The organism is Paenibacillus paridis (genome assembly GCF_006345825.1).
GTDB classification, from domain to species: domain Bacteria; phylum Bacillota; class Bacilli; order Paenibacillales; family Paenibacillaceae; genus Pristimantibacillus; species Pristimantibacillus paridis.
Genome location: NZ_VCIX01000085.1, coordinates 135,452 through 156,406 on the forward strand (window position 1 = coordinate 135,452; position 20,955 = coordinate 156,406).

Below are 20,955 nucleotides of genomic sequence, written 5' to 3' on the forward strand. Positions count from 1 at the left end.
ATTTCGACACGTGTTACCTGCAATCATCGTTAATTCTATCCGTCTTTAGATGTAGAAACCGATCCTTCTTTTGTCTGTTTACATGAACATGTGTTTGGTTTATGCTAATTGAGGCTGTTGAAGAATCGTAATTAAATGGAGGGATTTACCTGATGTCTACAGGACAAAATAGACTTGGTTTTGTTGTCGCCGGGCTCTTGCTTGGCATACTCGTGGCTTCAATCGACAATACGATTGTATCGACTGCGATGGCAACGATCGTGTCTGATCTGGGCGGATTAGACAAGTACGTGTGGGTAACGTCTGCTTATCTGGTAACCGAAATGGCGGGAATGCCGATATTCGGGAAATTATCGGATATGTATGGGCGGAAAAGGTTTTTTGTTCTCGGAATTTCGTTGTTTTTAATTGGCTCCGTTCTTTGCGGAACGGCAGAATCGATTACTCAGCTAACGATTTACCGTGCTATTCAAGGAATTGGCGGCGGGGCGATGATGCCGATCGCATTTGCTATTGTGTTTGATATTTTCCCAGCAGAGAAACGCGGCAAGATGGGCGGATTGTTCGGAGCGGTATTCGGCACATCAAGTTTGTTTGGTCCGCTTGCCGGGGCATACTTAACGGAATACATTAATTGGCGCTGGATTTTCTACGTCAATGTGCCGATTGGCCTTGTAGCGCTTGCGTTTATCGTAATCTTCTACAAGGAATCCCTCTCGCATGCAAAGCAAAAGATCGACTGGTGGGGAGCTTCCACCCTTGTGGGTTCCATCGTTTGCCTAATGTTTGCCCTTGAGCTCGGCGGCACGAAATTCGCCTGGGATTCTTCACAAATTATCGGTTTGTTTGCCGGGTTTGCTGTATTGCTTGCGGTTTTCCTGTTTGTAGAGACCAAAGCGACAGAGCCGATTATTTCATTCAAAATGTTCAAGCAGCGCCTATTTGCATCGAGTACAGGTGCTGGTTTATTTTATGGTGCGGCCTTTATTACGGCTGCTCTGTATATTCCGATGTTTGTACAGGGGGTGTTCGGCGGTACAGCTGTAAGCGCAGGATTAACGCTGCTGCCGATGACGCTCGGTTCGGTCATTGCAGCACAGCTGGGCGGCGTTCTAGCTAACAAAATGCCATATCGCAACATTATGACTTTCTCGGCTGTGATTTTCATCGTGGGCATTGTGCTGTTATCAACCATTACACCTGATACCACAAGATTTATGTTGTCGGTATTTATGTTCCTAACTGGCTTCGGAATCGGCTTCTCCTTCTCCGTGCTGGGGATGTCCTCCATTCATGGCTTCGATATGCGTCAGCGGGGCAGCGCGACTTCCACAATGTCCTTTGTTCGATCGCTGGGTATGACGGTAGGCATTACTGTATTTGGCATCATTCAGCGGAATCATTTTACTAGCGGTATGACGGACGCCTTCGCGGGCAGCGAAGGTGCTGGGCCGATGACGGATAATGCCCGTGAGCTGCTTTCTCCAGATAAACGCGCGGAAATTCCGCCCGCTGTGATGGATAAAATCGTGGCAGCATTGTCGGAATCAGTCTCCGCAACCTTCCTATGGTCTATTATTCCGGCGGGTTTAGCCCTCGTATGTGTTCTGATGATGGGGAACGCGGGAATGAAGGATATTATCGGAAAAAGCGGAGCAGGCGCAGCACCTAAGAGCGGAATGCAAGGCCATTAACCTTATTGCCGTTCATATGCGCCATAAGTTTGACAATTATCACAAAGAAGCATAAAATAGTGCAATATGAATATTGGGCAATGATGGAGAAAGTAATCGTTTTATGTCGACGTGATAAGCGAGCCGGGAAAAGTGAGAGCCTGGACGGACAAAACGATGAAAGGGCACTCCGGAGTCGTATCGACTAAAGAGGGTTGGCTCATATGGAGCTGACCAAGTAGGGTGGAACCGCGGGATATAACTCTCGTCCCTACGTCTGGCAGCAGGCGTAGAGACGGGAGTTTTTTGCATGTCGATGCGTTTGCTGATTTTGCGGCAACCTCCGCAAATGGAAAAACAGTGGAAGAAGGAGAGGGTCAGAAATGAATTTTCAAAAAATGATTTTGACGCTGCAACAGTTCTGGGCCGAGCAAAATTGTATTTTGGTACAGCCTTATGATGTGGAAAAGGGTGCAGGCACGATGAATCCGATGACGTTTTTGCGTTCGATCGGACCTGAGCCATGGAACGTAGCTTATGTGGAGCCTTCCCGCCGTCCGGCAGACGGCCGTTATGGTGAAAATCCAAACCGCCTTTACCAGCATCACCAGTTCCAAGTCATCTTGAAGCCGTCTCCCGACAATATCCAAGAGCTTTATTTGGAGAGCTTAAAGCAGCTCGGTATCGATGCAAATGAACATGATATCCGCTTTGTTGAGGATAACTGGGAATCGCCAACGCTTGGCGCATGGGGCCTTGGCTGGGAAGTATGGCTGGACGGCATGGAAATCACGCAATTTACGTATTTCCAGCAGGTTGGCGGTATCGATGCTAATCCAGTAGCCGTTGAGATTACTTACGGCATGGAGCGCCTTGCTTCGTATATTCAACAAAAGGAAAATGTTTTTGACCTGGAATGGGTAGAAGGCATTACTTATGGCGACGTCTTCAAGCAGCCGGAATATGAACACTCTAAATATACGTTTGAAACTTCGGATACGGCTATGTTATTCACTTTGTTTAACATGTACGAGGAAGAAGCAAAAAAAACGATGGATCAGCATCTTGTTTTCCCTGCTTATGATTATGTGCTGAAATGCTCGCATACGTTTAACCTTCTTGATGCTCGCGGCGCTATTAGCGTTACCGAGAGAACAGGTTATATTACGCGAGTCAGAAATTTGGCGCGTGCATGCGCATCGACTTATTTTGAAGAGAGAGAGCGCCTCGGATTCCCGTTGCTTAAGAAAGGAGTGGAGCAGCATGGCTAGAGATTTCTTGTTTGAGATCGGACTTGAGGAAGTGCCAGCAAGGTTCGTGCGCGGCGCAATGAATCAGTTGAAGGATAAAATGGTGAAATGGCTTGCCGATTCCCGGATCGAACACGGAGAAGTTAGCGTCTATGCCACACCGCGCAGGATTGCTGTTCTGATTCATGAGGTGGCTGAGAAACAGTCTGACATGAACGAAGAAGCTAAGGGGCCATCGCGCAAGATTGCTCAGGATGATCAAGGCAATTGGAGCAAAGCAGCGCTAGGCTTCGCCCGCAGCCAAGGTGTAGAGCCCGAACAGCTTTATTTCCAAGAGCTTGCAGGGGTGGAGTATGTCTATGCAACAAAGAGCAGCATCGGTACGGAAACGGCAGCTGTGTTACCGGAGGGTCTGCTTTCTATCATCACTTCGATGTCTTTTCCAAAAAATATGCGCTGGGGCAGCCATGAGCTTCGGTTTGTCAGACCGATTCGCTGGCTAATCGCGTTATTTGGCAAGGATGTTATACCTTTTGAAATTACAGGCGTACAGACGGGCAACGTATCACGCGGACATCGCTTCCTTGGAAATGATGCCACGGTTCTAGAGCCGGCAGAGTACGTTGTGCGCCTTCGAGAGCAGCATGTCATTGCGGATGTCAGCGAACGCGAGCAGCTTATTGTCGCTCAGATTGACGAACTCGCTAAAGAGAAAAACTGGGAAATCGCAATCAAGGAAGACTTGCTTGAAGAAGTGCTTTTCTTGGTCGAATATCCTAACGTATTATTCGGCGGCTTCGATCCGGCATTTTTGAACATTCCGCAGGAGGTTCTCATTACGTCGATGCGCGAGCATCAACGTTATTTTCCGGTGTTTGACGGTGAAGGGCAGCTGCAGCCTTACTTTGTTACCGTGCGCAATGGCGACAGAAAATCGATTGAACTTGTGGCTAAAGGAAATGAAAAGGTATTGCGTGCCAGACTTTCAGATGCCAAGTTTTTCTATGAGGAAGACCATAAGCTGACGATCGAGCATGCCCTCTCGAAACTCGAAAACATTGTCTACCATGAAGAGCTCGGCTCGGTTGCCGATAAAGTAAGACGTATCCGTGTAACTGCCGATCTGCTAAGCAAGCAGTTACTGGTGGATGCGCAAACGGCAGAGGACGTGAGCCGTTCCGCAGATATTTGTAAATTCGACCTTGTTTCGCAAATGGTCTATGAATTTCCAGAGCTTCAGGGCATTATGGGTGAAGATTATGCACTGAAAGCAGGAGAGAGAAGCTCGGTGGCGAAAGCCATTAATGAGCACTATCAGCCGCGATTCGCAGGCGACCTCGCTCCTTCGGAATTAACAGGAGCTATCGTTAGCTTATCGGACAAAATAGATACGATTGTGGGATGCTTCTCTATCGGCATCATTCCAACAGGTTCACAGGATCCTTACGCGCTGCGCAGGCAGGCTGCCGGCATTGTTCAAATTATTCTGGCGCATGGTTTGAAGCTGGAATTAAACGATTTGTATGATGCTGCGCTTTCTGTGCATGAGAGCCGTGGATTGAAGCGTGCGGCTTCTGATATTCGTAAGGAGCTAGCTGATTTCTTCGCGCTGCGCGTCAAAAACGTACTTTCCGAGCAAGGAGTCCGTTATGATGTTGTGGATGCCGTTATGGCTGCTGGCTTCGCGGATTTGAAATCGACAATCGAGCGTGCTTCGGTCGTTCAGGTGCTGGCTGCCAGTGACGATCGCTCCGAATTCAAACAAACGGTTGAACAATTCAACCGAGTAAGCAATTTGGGCTCCAAAGCAGAAGGGACGAATGTTGACCCATCGCTCTTTGCTGAACAAGTAGAATCAGAACTGTACGAGAACTGGCTGCAGCTGCGTCCAGTCTTTAAAGAAGCCGTAGCTAGCAGAGACATTTCAAAAGCCGTACAAACCTTATCATCTTTGAAGCCGTTTATTCATACGTATTTTGAAAAGGTAATGGTCATGTCCCCGGACGAGGCCGTTAGAGCCAATCGCCTGGCAACATTAGCAGGAATTGCTGAGGATATCTCGGTTATTGCCGATTTTTCGAAGCTCGTTTGGTAAAGGATTGAAACAGGAGGATGATGTATCATGTCTCGTTCAAATCCGGAAGTTATCGTCTATGTCGTATCTGACGCCGCGGGGGATACGGGAGAGCTAGTCGTTCGCGCTGCCATTGCCCAGTTCCACCCGATAAACACCGATATTCGCAGAGCTCCTTTCATTACGGAGGAGCTCGGTTTGGAGCGCATCGCACAGCAGGCCAAGCAAGCGGACGCCATAGTGCTGTATACCCTTGTCATTCCCCACCTGCGGGACAGCATGAAGCGGCTGGCAGAAACATATTCCATAGTAGCGATTGATCTTCTTGGCTCGTTTATTGAGACGCTGGAGCAGCGTACCGGCCGTAAATCGCGCCAGGAGCCAGGTCTTAATCATGTACTCGATGCGGACTATTTCCGTAAGGTGGAGGCCGTTGAATTTGCCGTCAAATATGATGATGCCAGAGACACCTCCGGCGTACTCAAAGCGGATATTGTGTTAGTCGGTGTGTCTCGTACGTCGAAGACTCCGCTATCGATGTACCTTGCACATCAGAAATTCAAGGTTGCCAATGTGCCGCTTGTGCCGGAACTGAAGCCGCCGGATGAGCTGTTCAAAATTCCTAGGCGCAAGGTCATTGGCCTGACGATCGGAGTGCCTTACTTAAATACGATCCGTAAAGAACGTCTCAAGGCATTAGGTTTGCCAAATAATGCATCCTATGCCACGCCAGACCGTATTGAAAAAGAGCTCCTTTATGCCGATACTATTATGAAGAGGCTTGATTGCGTAGTCATAGACGTTTCTCACCGAGCGGTGGAGGAAACGGCAAGCTTGATTATGGAATATGTACGAAAGCCTTAACGGTAGTCGGCAGGATTTTTTATAGTTATGCCGTATATAATAGTACAGGATATGAAATTGAATTCGAGCGGTGATGTCATTTGAAGCTAGAGCAGCCTACGATTGTTGTTGATGCGGATGCATGCCCGGTAAAAGCGGAGATTGGCGAAACGGCCAGACGCTTCTCGGTTCCTGTTCTGATGGTGGCCTCCCACGACCATCGGCTGGAGCCGCAGCCTGGGGTTGATATTGTTCAGGTTGACCGGAGCAATCAATCCGTAGATCTTTATATCGTGAATCACATTGTACGCGGAGACATTGTCGTTACCCAGGACTTTGGACTGGCTTGCATTGCCATCGGGAAAGGCGCCGTCGTTTTGTCACCACGGGGAGAGCAATATACGGATGAAAACATCGATTATTTGATGGAGCGCAGGCATGAGCTTGCCAAGCGAAGGCGTACCGGAGGCAAAACAAGAGGACCAAAAGCGATGAACAATGACGATCGTGATCGTTTTCAACAAAAGTTGACAAAAGTTTTGCGAAATGAGCAGGAGAACCATGACGTATAGCGAATATTATTTACGTGTTACTAGGATGAAGGTGATGAACGATGACATACGGTAATAAAATACCGGAAGAGGTCATTGATGCGGTTCGCAAGCATTATGACATCGTAGAGACGGTCGGGAAATATGTTCATCTCACGAAGCACGGCAAATATATGAAGGGGTTATGTCCGTTCCATTCGGAGAAGACTCCCTCGTTTACGGTTACGCCGGAGCTCCAAATTTACCATTGCTACGGCTGCGGCAAAGGCGGGAATGTGATCCGTTTTGTCGAGGAAATGGAAGGTTATTCCTTTCCGGAAGCCGTACGCATGCTGGCGACGGATGCGGGAATGCCTATTACATGGGCATCACCCGACGGTGTCAAATCTACGCCGCATGATGCTGACAGAGCAAAAATCATTGAAGCGCATGAGCTGACCATCAAGCTGTACCATCATGTGTTGAACAACACCAAGCAAGGACAGGCTGCAAAGCAATATTTGCGAGAGCGGGGACTAAGCGATAAACTGATTGATCATTTTATGATTGGTTACGCTCCGGAAGAGTGGGACTTGCTGGCACGTTTTTTAACAAATCGCGGATTTGATCAGGCATTAATGGAAAAAGGCGGGTTGCTCTCGGCGAAAGCCGACGGGAGCGGGTATGTGGATCGGTTTCGCAATCGCATCATGTTTCCCATATGGGATCGAGACGGCAAAGCTACCGCGTTTGCGGGTCGCATTATAGGCGAAGGACAGCCGAAATACTTGAATACCTCGGAAACGATGCTGTTTACGAAAAGCAGAACGCTGTATAACCTGCACTACGCGCGGCCGGCTATCCGGAAGAGTAAGCAGGTTGTATTATTTGAAGGCTATATGGACGTCATCAAATCATGGAGTGCGGGCGTGAAAAACGGGATTGCGACAATGGGAACGGCTTTAACCGAAGAACATTGCGCGATCTTAAAGCGGCAAGCGGAAGAAGTTATTGTCTGTTACGACGGTGACGACGCCGGACAAGCAGCGGCATTCAAATCCATTCCGATGCTGGAGAGCGCAGGCCTCAGAGTATCGGTGGCGATGCTTCCGAAAGGCAAGGATCCCGATGATTATATAAGCGAATACGGTCCGGAGGCTTTCTTGCGAGATACGATGGATCAACCGGTTTCGGTTACAAAATTTAAGCTTATATATTCAAGGAAAAACCATATACTGCTAAAAGATGAAGGTAAAAAAAATTATCTCCTTGAGGCAGTGCAAATTGTGGCAGAGCTGGATTCATCAACTGAACGCGAGGTCTACTTAAAGGAAATATCCCGTGAGTTTGATATCTCTCTTGACGCCTTGAAGCAGGACTGTCACCAAATCCGACAGGAGCTGCAAAAAAAGAAACCGCAAGGGGATAATAACGACAATTCGTGGAATAATGGTAGGAATGAAAAACCCCGAAAGTCTGGACCGCCAACGCTTATGCCCGCTTATACCCATGCGGAACGAAGGTTGCTGCATGTTATGATGCGGGATCAAGAGGTAGCACAAACGGTACATGACCGGCTTGGGGATGCGTTTAATGTAGAGGATCATGCAGCGCTTGCTGCTTATTTATACGCTTATTTTGCACAGGGCTACGATCCGGATGCCAGCCGATTTATCGCAACGCTTCATGATGACCGATTGGAACGAGCAGCTGCATCCATTTTGATGATGGACGGTGACTTTCCGTTCGATGAAACGATAATGGACGCTTATATCCAAGATATTATCAAGGTGCCGCAATTCCGGGATATTGAGCGTAAGAAGGAAGAAATGGTGCGTGCTGAGCGTACCGGAGATTTTTTGGCAGCAGCACAAATAGCTAGTGAGATTATAACCCTAGAGAGACAGCTCAAAGGTCGACAGGAAGATCGTTTCTAGGGGGGAGGGAGTCGGATTATGGCGAATGATCAACATACTGAACTAGATACTGAACAAAAACTGGATCATGTGAAGGATCAACTGATTGAACAAGGCAAGAAGAGGTCATCTTTGACGTACAAAGAAATTATGGATAAGTTGGCTCCGTTCGATCAAGATCCAGAACAAATTGATGAATTTTTCGAGCAGCTCGATGATTTTGGTATTGAGGTACTGAATGAAAACGATGAAGAAAATCCACTCGCTGCCGGCGGGGAAGAGCAAGAACGCGAGCAGGACGACTTCAACTTTGATGATGATCTTGCACTGCCTCCAGGCATCAAGATTAATGATCCCGTACGGATGTACTTAAAAGAAATCGGCCGTGTTCCGCTTCTTTCCGCAGATGACGAGGTTGAGCTTGCACAGCGAATTGAGAATGGCGACGAAGAAGCCAAACGAAGACTTGCGGAAGCTAACTTGCGCCTTGTCGTAAGTATTGCAAAGCGTTATGTCGGTAGGGGAATGTTGTTTCTTGATTTAATTCAAGAAGGCAATATGGGCCTTATCAAAGCGGTTGAGAAGTTTGACCACCAGAAGGGCTTTAAGTTCAGTACGTATGCGACTTGGTGGATTCGTCAAGCGATCACGCGCGCGATTGCTGACCAAGCTCGGACGATCCGGATTCCGGTTCACATGGTGGAGACGATCAATAAGCTGATTCGGGTTTCTCGTCAATTGCTGCAAGAGCTTGGGCGCGAACCGACACCAGAGGAAATTGCGGCTGAGATGGAGCTAAGTACCGAAAAAGTTCGCGAGATCATGAAAATCGCTCAAGAGCCTGTTTCATTGGAGACTCCGATCGGGGAAGAAGATGATTCACATCTTGGAGATTTCATTGAAGACCAAGAAGCGCTAGCTCCTGCAGATGCGGCTGCGTACGAACTGCTCAAAGAGCAGCTAGAGGACGTGCTTGATACGCTGACCGAGCGTGAAGAAAATGTACTTCGTCTCCGCTTTGGACTTGATGATGGACGTACGCGTACGCTTGAAGAAGTGGGCAAAGTATTTGGAGTAACGCGTGAGCGTATTCGTCAGATCGAAGCCAAAGCACTTCGCAAGCTGCGTCACCCAAGCCGCAGCAAACGTTTGAAGGATTTCCTTGAATAAAACTTTATGTTTGAAAATAGTGACCTTTCTGCACGTGCAGCGAGGTCTTTTTTCTAAAAAATAACGCTCATACATAGGGACTTGCGAGCACTCAAGTCGATATTGAAAGGATAGCGGGAATCCATGAATCAGGATCGTCGGCAAATTATCGTGAAAGAAATTGATCATTGGCGGCGCAGCAAGCTGCTGCCAGATCAATATTGTGACTTTCTGCTCAATTTATATGCTGAACAAGATGCGATCCCTACAACCAAAGAACAGCATCATACCGTCGGAAAAGCAATAGCAGCTGTACAACGAGCAACTGGTATGCAGTGGTTACTTACATTTGGAACTTTTACCTTAATTTCCTTTGTTGTGCTTTATTTTAACGAATTTCATCCCTTATTGCAAATGGCAGTCGTGTCGCTCGCAGTCGTTCTTTTTTTGCGGATTGGACAGCGCCTCAGGCGCCGAAATGAAGCGGCTGGTTTGGCTATAACAAGCACGGGAATGCTCCTGCTGCTTGGCGGCGGATTATATATGTTGAACCTTCACGAGATCGATCATTGGGGCTGGAAAACCGGGTTAGTTGCTTTTTGCTCACTTTTCTGGGTTGTTTATGGCATTACTGCCCGCATTTCAATGCTCCATTTATGCGGCTGGTTAGCGGCGATTCTGGTCTATGCTTGGCTGCTTTCTCAATTCATGATAGATCCGAAATGGTATGAGGTTCAGCTTTATTGGCTGCCGATTGCCTGCTTGTTTGGCTGGAGCAGCTGGTTTTTCAACCGATGGTCCAAAGCAGTGTCTGCCGTTCTGTTTGTGACCTGCTCATTGGTTTGGTTCATGCCGGAGCTGTATTCCGTCATGTTTGTTGATGAGGCAATTTGGCTGCAACTGCAGCTTATCATCAAAATTGCAGTTGGCGGCGGATTATTATTTTCAATGCGAAAAAAATGGATGGTGTGGGTTGTATAATGTTAAAACTTTCTAAACGTCTGCAATTGATTGCGGATTATGTAACAGAAGGATCACGAGTCGCAGACATTGGCTCGGACCATGCGATGCTGCCGGTATATTTGCTGCAATCGGGCAAATCCCCATCTGCCATTGCGGGAGAGCTCAACCGGGGGCCTTTTGAGGCGGCTAGGAAACAGGGAGCGGATGCAGGTCTTTCAGACCGCTTAACGGTCCGGCAAGGCGACGGTTTGAATGTTCTGGACAAGGGCGAAGCAGATACGGTAACCATCGCAGGAATGGGCGGCAGTTTAATGAGCGAGATTTTGGAGGCTGGACGAGCAACAAGAAAGCTCGAAGGCGTTCAGGAACTTGTATTGCAGCCAAATGTGGGGGAAGAGTTTGTCCGTGTTTGGCTCCTAGAGCATGATTGGTATTTGTCAGATGAGAGCATCGTTGAAGAGGATGGCAAGATTTATGAAGTCATGCATGCGATTCGGATATCCGATGTACAAGCGCGCAATGACGAGCTCTACAACGGCCAATTTTTGAAGCTGTCGCTTCAGCCCGGCGGTTTACGCAAAATCCTGCTGCAAATGGGGCCTCATTTGCTTCGTGATCCAAAGCCGGCTTTATTCAAGAAATGGCGGCATGAGCTGAATAAGCTTGCTAGAATTTGCGGACAGCTATCGGAGTCGGAGCTAGCCGAATCCGCGATAAAACGTGAGCAAATGTTAGCGGAAATGAATGTCATTGAGGAGGTATTACAATGTTTGCTCATGGACAAACCGTCATCCAGCTAATGGAGCAGTTGGCTCCCAAGCATTACGCGGTTGAAAATGATAAGATTGGCCTTCAGCTTGGAACACTGAATAAACCCGTCAAAAAAATACTTATCGCTTTAGATGTGACGGATGCGGTAGTAGATGAAGCTATTGAGCAGGGAGCGGAGCTTATTATCGCCCATCATGCGATTATTTACCGACCGCTGGCTAAGCTGGATACGTCTACCGCAGCAGGACGTTTATACGAAAAGCTCATTAAAAATGATATAGCCGTTTATATTTCACATACGAATCTGGATGTTGCCGATGGGGGAATCAATGACTGGCTTGCCGATCTTGTTGGTATCGTACCTGAAGGCCGACAATGCCTAGAGGAAGTCCATACGGATAAATTGTATAAATTGGTCGTCTTCGTGCCAGAGTCTCATCAAGGGCAAGTGCAGGAGGCTGTCTGGCGTGCAGGAGCGGGTCAGATCGGGAACTACAGCAATTGCAGCTTTACGATCAAAGGAACCGGTACATTCATTCCTGGCGAAGGCACAACGCCCTATATTGGGGAAGAAGGCAAGCTGGAGCGAGTGGACGAAGTCCGAGTGGAGACGATTGTTCCACACAGTGTTCATCGCAAGACGGTACAAGCGATGCTCAAAGCTCATCCCTATGAGGAAGTTGCTTACGATTTGTATCCGGTGGATCTGAAAGGCCGCTCCTTCGGGCTCGGCCGATCGGGGAAGCTGAAGGAAGCCATTACGCTCGGCGAGCTTGCGGAGCAAGCAAAGCGGATCTTCGATGTGCCAGCTGTACGGGTAGTCGGCCCTCTTGACCGGACGATACACAAAGCAGCCGTACTTGGCGGAGCAGGGGCCAAATATGTACGCCATGCCGTATTCGCAGGAGCAGATGTGCTGATTACCGGAGACATTGATTACCATACCGCCCATGACGCGCTGGCAGCTGGAATGACAATTATCGATCCCGGTCATAACATAGAGAAGGTTATGAAGCAGCAGGTAGCCGATTGGCTGAATCAACAGCTAGCAAGCAGTAAATCGGATACCAAGGCGATTGCATCTGCACTCAATACGGAGCCGTTCACATTCGTATAGTCGATCGGGCGTTATAGGTTTTAAATGAAGCTTTCTTGAACAGATTCACATTCAGGGTTGAACTTTTCAATAATACCTTGTATACTTAACGACGCCACGGAAAGTTTGACAGACAATCGCTGGCGGCCTTGTTGCCGCGAGAGGAAAGTCCGGGCTCCGCAAGGCAGGATGCTGGATAACGTCCAGTCAGCGCGAGCTGAAGGATAGTGCCACAGAAATGGACCGCCGATGGCCGGCTTTATGCCGGTACAGGTAAGGGTGGAACCGTGGTGTAAGAGACCACGAGGAGCATAGGTGACTACGTTCCTGGTAAACCCCATCTGGAGCAAGACCGAGAGGACGCCGCAGCCCCTAAGCTGCAGCCTTAGCCTGAGGCGCGTCCGGGTTGGTTGCTGGAGCCGTATAGCAATGTACGGCCTAGATAGATGATTGTCGCTTCTTCGTGGGAGGGTCGTTCCCGTTTGGACCACTAGAAGTACAGAACCCGGCTTACGACAAACTTTCCGCACGAACTTAAAACAAACAAAGAGCACCCATCGCATAGCGATGGGTGCTTTCTCGTCAATAGGATGACGTTACCTTTCGTATTTTGTCATAATCCTTTCAAGTCTTCGTTTCACTTGATCGGGATAGGTTTGCAAGGCTCCTCCGAATTTCGAAGCTGCTTGAAGCGCTTTGTCAATATCGATTTCGCCATAACCGAAGTAATCGTCTTTTCCTTTGGCACCGAGATCAATGGATGTTTTCCGCATCAGCTCCATGACTTCTACATTCGAAAGCTCGGGATTGACGGATCGAATCAGTCCAGCAAGTGCCGCGACATGTGGACTTGCCATGGATGTGCCTGACAATGCTGCATATTGGCTGCCGGGATAAGTGCTGGCAATGTTGTCACCCGGTGCTGCCACATCGATGTAGTCGCCATAATTGGAGAAAGAAGCCTTCTCCTTGTTGCTGTCCGTGGCTGCAACTGCGAATACCTCGGGATAAGCTGCCGGATAGCCAGGGCGATCCGTATTGTCGTTGCCGCTCGCTGCGATCATAACCACATCGTGGTCATAAGCATATTTGATGGCATCATGCAGGAAATCCGCCTGCGCGTAATTGCCAAGACTCATGTTAATGACTTTTGCGCCATGGTCGACGGCCCATATGATACCTTGGGCTACCGAATAAGTAGAGCCTGCACCACTGCTGTCAAGCACCTTTACAGGCATGATTTTGTTGTACCACGATAGCCCGGCAACGCCTTCGCCATTATTGACGGTTGCCCCAATAATGCCTGATACATGCGTGCCATGGCCTACATCATCATCCGGTTCTGCGGATTCATCAACAATATTCGTGCCTTTTATAATTTTCCCCTTCAAGTCGGGATGGTTGCTTTGCACGCCGGTGTCGAGAACAGCGATAATCACTTGATCACTGCCTTTGGATACGTCCCAGCCCTTTTCCGTTTCGATGGATGGCAAGTTCCATTGGTACTCTGAATATAAAGAGTCATTTGGCACGATTGTGCTTGATTTTTCATTGGTCATATAAAGGTAATGGGGCTCCGTATATTCGGTACTCCACGATTGTTTGAAATATGGAATGAGCTGATCAGTTTCCATGTTGCGGGAACGAAATACATAAGTATCTCCAATTCGTTTGACGGACTCTGCATTAATATCGCGCTTTACGCGTTCAAGATCAGCAGGAGTCAAATCTTTGGCAAAATGAACAACGACATCCCGAACATGGTAGTGGCTTGCATTGCCGTTGTCTTCACCCGTACGGACAGTCGTATCGGTCGTTGAATTCGGTTTAACCGATTCAATTTTATAATTTCCTTCAGCGGGATAAGGCACCAATCTCAGATTGCGCAGCTGATGTTTTTCCACGGATTGAACGATATCCTGTTTGATTACACCAACAACCCCAATGCCGGCGTGCTTGGAATCCGGTACGCCGAGCACCATGTATCGACTGCCGTCCTTTGTTGTGAAAGCAGGTGATTCGTATTTGGCACCTCTGGCAACTTGAGCTTTTGCTTCATGAACGTAAACCTCTGTTTTGCCACCCTCCATCTTAGGAATGGAGCCGCGGTTCACGCTGCGGTTGCCTGAAATCCAGCTAATGTAGTTCATATGCATGTGCTCATGCATCATATGCTCGATTTTTCCTTCCGCGGTTTCCTTTGATCCCATGCCAGTGCTCATCAGCTTCTGAAAATCCTTAGAGCATTCTGATGCGCAAAGCATGGCCGTTGCCTTCATGTCATTTTGGAGCGTTGCCATTTTGAGCGTATGCTCACGCTTGGCAGAGAAATTAGTCGTCTGCGGAGCTTTCTTGACATCCTTTGGCGCAAATATGGACGTAGTAGGTATAAGCAAGGCAGCTAAGGCTAAAATTGTAAGGGCACCTATCCATTTTCTTGACATGCTTGAGACCTCCATTTATCGATCTGTTTTGAGCTAAGCCTAAACTATAGGTTCGGGTTTTGGGGCGGAAAATATGCGAGTCAAAAGCGTCAATCGCCAGTACCACTTCCATGTAATTTGTGGTACGATAATGATGATTGTAGTTTTTACGCGTGTTTGGATTATGAAAGGGGAACTACCTATATGCCAACTGCTAACGTCAAATCGCTTACGGAATCAACTCGTACCAAACTGAAGGATGCGGTTAACCAGCTGGAGCCGTTTCTGAATAACAACTCGCTGATCCAATTAACGGGAGAGGACCAAGCGGAAGAAACGCAGCTGTTTTACAAAGGCCTTTTATCCGATTTGAGACATTTATTGGTGTTTTCTGAAGTCTCGGTTGAAAAGCTGGGAGTATTACTCAGACGGCCCAATTTTGATACTGAATATGCTGAACGCGTACTTTATGAAGTGTATCACCAATGCGTAAGTGCGTTTTTCTATCCCAAAAACGAATGCTACTCCGAAGATGGCAGATATGCCTATACCGGCCAGGATGCCATCCGCTTCCGTTTCAAACCCGGTCGCGATTCACGTGATATCGTACTTAGCGTCTCCAAGGTTTTCGAAGAGCTGCGTGACGAATTGGCTTACTACGAGAACGACTACATGACGCAGCGTCGCATGCAAGGACAAAAATAAGGCAGAATGAATCACCTTCAGTCAGGGAAACTTGATAGTGGAGGTGATTTTTCTTATGCCAAAAGGCGTATCTTGTAGTGTAGCCAACTGTAACTTCTGGAAGGAAGGCAACAATTGCGGAGCAAGCGAAATCAATATCGAAATCGACCAGCATGCCGGTGCACATTTTAACGAGGAATTTGCCGGAGATGATCTTGGATTATTCCATCAGGATCAAGCGGAGCAATCCAAATCAACATGCTGCCTTACCTTTAAACCAAAGGAGTGAGGATTGATGGGGAACTATGAGGACGACTATAAAAAATTGTTGGATGAACGCGATCATTCGGCTGATGCTAGCCATCCGATTGTAGGCTCTGATCGATTGCTTGATGTCAATGAGGAAATGGCTGCAGATTTTGCGGTAAGCCAGCCAGGCTTGTATGGGGAGCGGAGTGAGGACCGGCATGTGGAACGTGTTGAGCCAGAGGCATTGTCTGGCGGTTATGCGCTTGGATGGGTGTCGCTTGTATTTGCGATAGCTTCTTGGTTTATCTGGCCTGTACTGATGGGTGCTACATCCGTCGTGCTTGGCTTTATCGCATACCGGCAAGGCGCACGCGGGCTCGGCGGTTGGTCTATGGCAATCGGACTTATTGCAGTTGCATTGAATTTAATTATTGTGCCCTTTTATTATGCGATAACCTAAACCACAGAAAAGAAGCTCCTTCCCAATATAATGGGCGGGAGCTTCTTTTGTTATTTCAAGGCTTGTTCTCGATGTTTCTGCACTTCCACGTTCAAAGCCAGCATTTCGCGGTCAAGCAAATGAATCATATCTGCCGAGCCTTTAAGCTGCTGCTGAATATGCGGAGGAATTTGTTCATTGAATTTGTAATAAATCTTATGCTCCAAGCTAGCCCAAAAGTCCATGGCAATTGTGCGAATTTGAATTTCGACAAGCACATTCTCTGTCCTGTCGGTTAGGAAGACAGGAATTTCGATGAGCAAATGTATGCTTTGATAGCCGTTCGGCTTCGGGTTGATGACATAATCCTTAAGCTCCACAACACGTACATCGCTTTGCTTGCTAATCATATCGACAATTTGGTAAATATCCGTAGAGAAGGAGCAAATGACGCGCACGCCTGCAATATCGCGGATATGCTTTTTCGCATCTTCGAGCGTAATATCAAGCCCTTTGCGCTGCAGCTTTTGCATGACGCTCTCTGGCGCTTTTATTCTTGTTTTCATGTGCTCAATGGGATTATAATCATGAATAAATTGAAATTCTTCATTTAAAATGTTAAGTTTTGTTTCTACGGCATCAAGCGCAAATTTATAAGTCAGAAAAAAATGAGCCCATTGCTTAAGCTGGCTTGTTTTCATTTTGCAGATCACTCCTGATATGGCGAATATGTATATTTGTTGTGGGTAAGGTCTCTTTGTTCCAACGTGTCGTTAATCGTTGTATTATTATAATGGTCGATAATATAAGCCAAGTCAAATTTATAGCCTGCGTAATTGTCAACTGAGGGGAGAACGCCAAATGATTATAGATATACAAAATGTTTCTTGGGATCGAAATGAGCAGAAAATATTGCAAAACATAAACTGGACCGTTCAAAACGGGGAGCACTGGTGCTTGCTTGGTCTGAATGGCTCCGGCAAAACGACATTGCTTAACATGATCAATGGTTATATATGGCCGACGGAGGGAAGCATGTCCGTGCTGGACAAAAAGTTCGGAGAGTTTGATTTGCGCGAGCTTCGCAAGAGCATAGGCTGGGTTAGCACTTCGCTGCAGCAAAAGCTGTATGGAAGTGAAACGGCGTTAAAAATCGTGCTGAGCGGAAAATTCGCGACTATCGGTTTGTATGATGAAACAAATGTAGAGGATGTAAGCCATGCGGAGAACTTGATGGAGTCACTCGGATGTACCGCATTAATCAATCGTACTTATGATACTCTCTCGCAAGGCGAACGTCAGCGCGTGCTCATTGCCCGTGCGCTCATGGCTTCGCCGAAGCTGCTCATATTGGACGAGCCATGTACGGGTCTTGATGTGTTTGCTCGCGAGCAATTGCTTCAAATGATCGCAGCCGTAGCGGCAGAGAAGGACGCTCCCACAATTGTCTATGTAACGCACCACGTCGAGGAGATCCTGCCTTGCTTTACAAAGACGCTCCTGATTAAAGAAGGGAAAGTTTTCGCAGCCAGAGAGACCTCTGAAGTGCTCACATCGGCAACGATGAGTGATTTTTTTGCAGTGCCGGTCCATATTCAAAGGCGTGATGGGCGGAACTGGCTATCGGTTCAAGGAGAATGATGGACTTAATATTACATGAACCAGAGCAGCAGGCGCCGCTGCCACCTCAGCCGCGCAAACGGGAACAGTTGAAATCGTGGGTTGGCTACCGCTTTGCCACGCGCAACAGCCGTGATCACTATCATTGGCGAGTCGCTACAGGAAGTATGGCACTATTTGGTTCGATAGCTATGGCGACTGCTGTGCTTGGCATGCCAACAGGTTTAGGCACAAGCGTGGATCTTATTATTTTTCTATTCGTTAATCTTGCTGCAATGAGTACGGCAGCCATTATTGTGTCATTCCTGTTTCATTTGCTTTTCCTTCCATTTCCACGCAGGTTTTTAGCTGTATTTATCTATACAGCACTAGAGACTTATTTTATATTGTACTATGCCGAATTAGGAGAGCTTTTGTCAGCTATCGTCGCCTTAAGTTTCACGTCGATTGGAGCACTAGCCGGTATGCTTTTGGCATCTCTTATGAAATTGCAATTAAAGCCAAAGGGGAGAGCAAGCGTTGCGGTGGGCGCAGCAGCTGCCGTTGTCGCTATATTTGCTACAACTTATTACCCAGCAGACGCGGCATTGCCGCAGAGGGCAATGGAATTTGTACAGCAAACCGATGCAAGCCTCGTTGATTTAGCATTGCCTAATCCCTCTAAACAGGGGGATTTGGCCTTTGATGCGTTCACTTACGGGAGCGGACAAGATAAGCATAGAAGCCTTTTTGGCAAGGATGTGAATGTACGGTCTTCGGGAGTCGATGCTTCTGCTTACATTACGAAATGGTCAGGGCTGAAAACTCGTTTCTGGGGGTTCGATGAGCATGAGCTGCCGTTAAATGGCCGTGTCTGGATGCCTGAGGGAGAAGGGCCTTTTCCGATTGCATTGATGGTCCATGGGAACCATCTCATGGAGGATTTCTCTGATGGAGGTTATGATTATCTGGGGGAGCTGTTAGCGAGCAAAGGCATCATTGCGGTTTCTGTCGATGAGAATTTTCTGAATTATTCCGTATGGTCGGGAATTCCCAATAACGATATGAAGGTCCGAGCCTGGGTACTCCTCAAACATTTACAGCAAATCAAGCAGTTTAGTGAAACGACGGGCAATCCATTTTATGCACAGGTTGATTTGGAGAAAGTAGCTTTGATAGGCCATTCTCGGGGTGGCCAGGCTGTAGCGATGGCTGCGGACTCCGATCGCTGGTTTAGGGACGACCAGTCGCTAGGGAGCTTGGATGAAATCACGATCGAATCGGTCATAGCCATAGCGCCTACAGACAAACAAGTAGACGACAAGTCCGCTAACCTTTCGGATGTGAACTATTTGACATTGCAGGGTGCAAGAGATGCTGATGTCAACAATTTTTACGGTGATCGGCAGTACAGCAGAACGACCTTTCAGGAGCAAGCAAATCAATTCAAAGCTGCCCTGTATATTGCGGATGCAAATCATAGCCAATTCAACTCTGATTGGGGAAGAATGGATGAACGTCCGCCTGGCGGCTTGTTTTTGAGCCGGAAGCAGTTATTAAAGGCGGAGGAGCAGCGACAGATTTCGAAGGTGTATGTATCCGCCTTCCTGCAGGCGACTTTACTGGGGGATACCTCTTACAAATCCTTGTTTAAGGATTATCGGGTGGGTCTTGCCTGGCTGCCGCAAACGCTATATACGAACCGTTATGAGGAAGCACAGTTTACGGAAATTGCCCGTTACGATAACGAAACACGCAAGACGAGCCTGAAGGACGGCGTCAAAGCAACCGCAACTGGCATGAAGGAATGGCAAATTGCGTCAGCCGAGGACCGTGACGGGAAAAACAAAGGAACGAAAGGCATAGAGCTGGAATGGCATGAAGCAGGTGCAGAATATGAGCTGGTGCTTTCTCCCGAAACGACGCTTGGCGCTGAAGGCATGACGGAAAGCAATCTCGTTTTCTCCATGGCAAATTTGGAGCGGGATCTGCTCGGAACCGAGGGTGAGCAGGATGCAGCAAACAGCACTTCTGTGGATGCAGAATTGCCGCCGCTTCCTGTTGTGGAAATTGAAGTTACGACCTTGGATGGAGAAAGCCGAGAGCTTGAGCTTGCGGATGTAATGCCAGTTGCTCCGCCTGCTTACACGTCATTTATGACGTTTGCATGGCTTGAGGAGAGAATTAAGGATGAAAAATATAAGGAAGCCACAGAACCTGTATTTCAAACCTATGTCCTGCCAATGGAACAGTTCAGCTCATCTGATTCGTTAATTACACCAAAGGACATTAGCCGGATTAAATTCAGATTCGTTAGCGGACCAGGCAAGGTTATGCTCGATGATATAGGATTTATGCCTTAGAGAAGCACAAAAGCGGGACGCCAGGCAGTTGGCAGTCCCGCTTTTGTGGCCTATTCCGCTCTCGTCGCAAAAATTCTAAGCATGAGTTTATTGAGATCAGCCTTATGCGCCTTCCTTATCCTCTGAGAAAGTGAAGCTCCTGGCTGCATATAAAAAGGGTGTCGAACAAAGCGATACAATAAATTTAATCACGTAGGTGGATACGAAAATGGAGAGCCAAAGCTCGCTGCTGTATCCGGAAGCGCCTGCAAAGGCGATTGTACAAAAGATAAACGTATCGACGAGCTGACTTACCGCAGTGCTGCCATTATTCCGAATCCATAACTGATTAGGAGCAGGGCATAAACGCTTTAAGACCGAGTAGATCTTTACGTCGAGAAATTGACTTACAAAATACGCACATAAACTGCCAAGCGCGATACGCGGCATCAAGCCAAACAAGGTTTCGAGTGCATCTTGTACCTGCAAGGGGAATTGTTCATTATGGGGATTAAAGAGCAGCGCCATCTGCATAATAATGGTTGTGGCAATTAACGTGAAGAAGCCAAACCAGACGGCCTTCTTGGCCGCTTTCTCGCCATACTTCTCATTTAGCAGGTCAGATGCCAAATAAATGGTACCGTACATGGTATTTCCGAGCGTTATGGCAATAATCATGCCGAAAGCATGAATGTCGATGGTTTTCACAACCTGAATATTGGCCAGCACAGTCGCCATTCCAATCCAAGCATAAATGCCGATCCGCCCGAAGAAACGGTAGGAAAGCAGAAATAATGAAAAGTGCACAAGCATGAAGATCGCGCCGAACCACAAATTAAACATCCTAAATAAACCTCCTAGTTTTGTTAACGCGGGAGTTTTCGAACCGCGGAAAACATGTTGAAACTTACTTCTATTCGTTTTTCTGCCTTAGTCATTATAAACGCTTCTTCG

Annotated in this window: 18 protein-coding genes, 1 other RNA gene and 1 riboswitch; of the genes, 16 read left to right on the plus strand and 3 right to left on the minus strand. The window is 47.6% G+C overall.

What is annotated here, in order from left to right:
* The first annotated feature begins 152 nt into the window (after nt 1–152).
* The 11 genes from FJQ58_RS14020 (at nt 153) to rnpB (ending at nt 12,793) form a co-directional block, all read left to right on the plus strand.
* Nucleotides 153–1,694, plus strand: a complete 1,542-nt coding sequence (locus tag FJQ58_RS14020; RefSeq protein ID WP_139994380.1) for an MDR family MFS transporter — start codon at nt 153–155, stop codon at nt 1,692–1,694.
* A gap of 362 nt (nt 1,695–2,056) precedes the next feature.
* Nucleotides 2,057–2,944 carry a glycine--tRNA ligase subunit alpha gene (gene glyQ / locus FJQ58_RS14025; RefSeq protein ID WP_139994382.1) on the plus strand — a complete coding sequence of 296 codons (888 nt, stop codon included), beginning with the start codon at nt 2,057–2,059 and terminating at the stop codon, nt 2,942–2,944.
* Nucleotides 2,937–5,018 carry a glycine--tRNA ligase subunit beta gene (gene glyS / locus FJQ58_RS14030; protein ID WP_139994384.1) on the plus strand — a complete coding sequence of 694 codons (2,082 nt, stop codon included), beginning with the start codon at nt 2,937–2,939 and terminating at the stop codon, nt 5,016–5,018. Before glyQ ends, glyS begins: the two co-directional genes overlap by 8 nt.
* 27 nt (nt 5,019–5,045) lie before the next feature.
* Nucleotides 5,046–5,861: a pyruvate, water dikinase regulatory protein gene (locus FJQ58_RS14035; RefSeq protein WP_139994386.1), complete on the plus strand. Its 816-nt coding sequence runs from the start codon at nt 5,046–5,048 to the stop codon at nt 5,859–5,861.
* 80 nt (nt 5,862–5,941) lie between these two features.
* Nucleotides 5,942–6,412: a YaiI/YqxD family protein gene (locus FJQ58_RS14040; RefSeq protein ID WP_139994388.1), complete on the plus strand. Its 471-nt coding sequence runs from the start codon at nt 5,942–5,944 to the stop codon at nt 6,410–6,412.
* 41 nt (nt 6,413–6,453) lie between these two features.
* Nucleotides 6,454–8,307, plus strand: a complete 1,854-nt coding sequence (gene dnaG, locus FJQ58_RS14045) for a DNA primase (RefSeq protein ID WP_139994390.1) — start codon at nt 6,454–6,456, stop codon at nt 8,305–8,307.
* Nucleotides 8,308–8,325: 18 nt separating this feature from the next.
* Nucleotides 8,326–9,456 carry an RNA polymerase sigma factor RpoD gene (gene rpoD / locus FJQ58_RS14050; protein WP_110770581.1) on the plus strand — a complete coding sequence of 377 codons (1,131 nt, stop codon included), beginning with the start codon at nt 8,326–8,328 and terminating at the stop codon, nt 9,454–9,456.
* Nucleotides 9,457–9,579: 123 nt separating this feature from the next.
* Nucleotides 9,580–10,416, plus strand: coding sequence for a hypothetical protein (locus FJQ58_RS14055; protein ID WP_139994392.1), 837 nt, complete (start codon nt 9,580–9,582; stop codon nt 10,414–10,416).
* Nucleotides 10,416–11,198, plus strand: a complete 783-nt coding sequence (locus FJQ58_RS14060) for a tRNA (adenine(22)-N(1))-methyltransferase (protein WP_139994394.1) — start codon at nt 10,416–10,418, stop codon at nt 11,196–11,198. The genes FJQ58_RS14055 and FJQ58_RS14060 overlap by 1 nt, the downstream gene beginning before the upstream one ends.
* Nucleotides 11,165–12,286, plus strand: a complete 1,122-nt coding sequence (locus FJQ58_RS14065) for a Nif3-like dinuclear metal center hexameric protein (RefSeq protein ID WP_139994396.1) — start codon at nt 11,165–11,167, stop codon at nt 12,284–12,286. Before FJQ58_RS14060 ends, FJQ58_RS14065 begins: the two co-directional genes overlap by 34 nt.
* 100 nt (nt 12,287–12,386) lie before the next feature.
* Nucleotides 12,387–12,793, plus strand: an RNA gene (gene rnpB, locus FJQ58_RS14070) — RNase P RNA component class A.
* A 68-nt stretch (nt 12,794–12,861) separates the two neighbouring features.
* Here the strand turns inward: rnpB and FJQ58_RS14075 are convergent.
* Nucleotides 12,862–14,709: a S8 family peptidase gene (locus tag FJQ58_RS14075; protein WP_139994398.1), complete on the minus strand. Its 1,848-nt coding sequence runs from the start codon at nt 14,707–14,709 to the stop codon at nt 12,862–12,864.
* 183 nt (nt 14,710–14,892) lie between these two features.
* Here FJQ58_RS14075 and FJQ58_RS14080 point away from each other — a divergent pair, with 183 nt between their 5' ends.
* Genes FJQ58_RS14080 through FJQ58_RS14090 form a run of 3 tightly spaced genes read left to right on the plus strand, consistent with a single transcriptional unit; the run spans nt 14,893 to nt 16,081 of the window.
* Nucleotides 14,893–15,393 (plus strand): YpuI family protein, encoded by a 501-nt coding sequence (locus FJQ58_RS14080; protein WP_139994400.1) that lies wholly within the window; start codon nt 14,893–14,895, stop codon nt 15,391–15,393.
* A gap of 55 nt (nt 15,394–15,448) precedes the next feature.
* Nucleotides 15,449–15,661 (plus strand): DUF1540 domain-containing protein, encoded by a 213-nt coding sequence (locus FJQ58_RS14085; RefSeq protein ID WP_139994402.1) that lies wholly within the window; start codon nt 15,449–15,451, stop codon nt 15,659–15,661.
* Nucleotides 15,662–15,667: 6 nt separating this feature from the next.
* Nucleotides 15,668–16,081 (plus strand): DUF4190 domain-containing protein, encoded by a 414-nt coding sequence (locus FJQ58_RS14090; protein WP_139994404.1) that lies wholly within the window; start codon nt 15,668–15,670, stop codon nt 16,079–16,081.
* 50 nt (nt 16,082–16,131) lie between these two features.
* On the opposite strand, the gene FJQ58_RS14095 is transcribed toward FJQ58_RS14090, so the two are convergent.
* On the minus strand, nt 16,132–16,761 hold the full coding sequence (locus FJQ58_RS14095; RefSeq protein ID WP_139994407.1) for a GTP pyrophosphokinase: 630 nt from the start codon (nt 16,759–16,761) through the stop codon (nt 16,132–16,134).
* Between the two features lie 160 nt (nt 16,762–16,921).
* Here FJQ58_RS14095 and FJQ58_RS14100 point away from each other — a divergent pair, with 160 nt between their 5' ends.
* Nucleotides 16,922–17,701 (plus strand): ABC transporter ATP-binding protein, encoded by a 780-nt coding sequence (locus tag FJQ58_RS14100; protein WP_139994409.1) that lies wholly within the window; start codon nt 16,922–16,924, stop codon nt 17,699–17,701.
* Nucleotides 17,701–20,022, plus strand: coding sequence for an alpha/beta hydrolase family protein (locus tag FJQ58_RS14105; RefSeq protein ID WP_162341500.1), 2,322 nt, complete (start codon nt 17,701–17,703; stop codon nt 20,020–20,022). Before FJQ58_RS14100 ends, FJQ58_RS14105 begins: the two co-directional genes overlap by 1 nt.
* Nucleotides 20,023–20,124: 102 nt before the next feature.
* On the opposite strand, the gene FJQ58_RS14110 is transcribed toward FJQ58_RS14105, so the two are convergent.
* Nucleotides 20,125–20,844 carry a queuosine precursor transporter gene (locus FJQ58_RS14110; protein WP_139994413.1) on the minus strand — a complete coding sequence of 240 codons (720 nt, stop codon included), beginning with the start codon at nt 20,842–20,844 and terminating at the stop codon, nt 20,125–20,127.
* A gap of 8 nt (nt 20,845–20,852) precedes the next feature.
* A riboswitch (PreQ1 riboswitch) is annotated at nt 20,853–20,897 on the minus strand.
* Nucleotides 20,898–20,955 lie beyond the last annotated feature (58 nt).

Bases quoted from the DNA above. Each gene is read 5' to 3' on its own strand.
- FJQ58_RS14100 (WP_139994409.1), top strand. From the start codon at position 16,922: ATGATTATAGATATACAAAATGTTTCTTGGGATCGAAATGAGCAGAAA.
- FJQ58_RS14065 (WP_139994396.1), top strand. From the start codon at position 11,165: ATGTTTGCTCATGGACAAACCGTCATCCAGCTAATGGAGCAGTTGGCT.
- glyQ (WP_139994382.1), top strand. From the start codon at position 2,057: ATGAATTTTCAAAAAATGATTTTGACGCTGCAACAGTTCTGGGCCGAG.
- FJQ58_RS14105 (WP_162341500.1), top strand. From the start codon at position 17,701: ATGGACTTAATATTACATGAACCAGAGCAGCAGGCGCCGCTGCCACCT.
- FJQ58_RS14090 (WP_139994404.1), top strand. From the start codon at position 15,668: ATGGGGAACTATGAGGACGACTATAAAAAATTGTTGGATGAACGCGAT.
- rpoD (WP_110770581.1), top strand. From the start codon at position 8,326: ATGGCGAATGATCAACATACTGAACTAGATACTGAACAAAAACTGGAT.
- FJQ58_RS14020 (WP_139994380.1), top strand. From the start codon at position 153: ATGTCTACAGGACAAAATAGACTTGGTTTTGTTGTCGCCGGGCTCTTG.
- dnaG (WP_139994390.1), top strand. From the start codon at position 6,454: ATGACATACGGTAATAAAATACCGGAAGAGGTCATTGATGCGGTTCGC.
- FJQ58_RS14095 (WP_139994407.1), bottom strand. From the start codon at position 16,761: ATGAAAACAAGCCAGCTTAAGCAATGGGCTCATTTTTTTCTGACTTAT.
- FJQ58_RS14085 (WP_139994402.1), top strand. From the start codon at position 15,449: ATGCCAAAAGGCGTATCTTGTAGTGTAGCCAACTGTAACTTCTGGAAG.
- FJQ58_RS14035 (WP_139994386.1), top strand. From the start codon at position 5,046: ATGTCTCGTTCAAATCCGGAAGTTATCGTCTATGTCGTATCTGACGCC.
- FJQ58_RS14075 (WP_139994398.1), bottom strand. From the start codon at position 14,709: ATGTCAAGAAAATGGATAGGTGCCCTTACAATTTTAGCCTTAGCTGCC.
- FJQ58_RS14060 (WP_139994394.1), top strand. From the start codon at position 10,416: ATGTTAAAACTTTCTAAACGTCTGCAATTGATTGCGGATTATGTAACA.
- FJQ58_RS14055 (WP_139994392.1), top strand. From the start codon at position 9,580: ATGAATCAGGATCGTCGGCAAATTATCGTGAAAGAAATTGATCATTGG.
- glyS (WP_139994384.1), top strand. From the start codon at position 2,937: ATGGCTAGAGATTTCTTGTTTGAGATCGGACTTGAGGAAGTGCCAGCA.
- FJQ58_RS14110 (WP_139994413.1), bottom strand. From the start codon at position 20,844: ATGTTTAATTTGTGGTTCGGCGCGATCTTCATGCTTGTGCACTTTTCA.
- FJQ58_RS14080 (WP_139994400.1), top strand. From the start codon at position 14,893: ATGCCAACTGCTAACGTCAAATCGCTTACGGAATCAACTCGTACCAAA.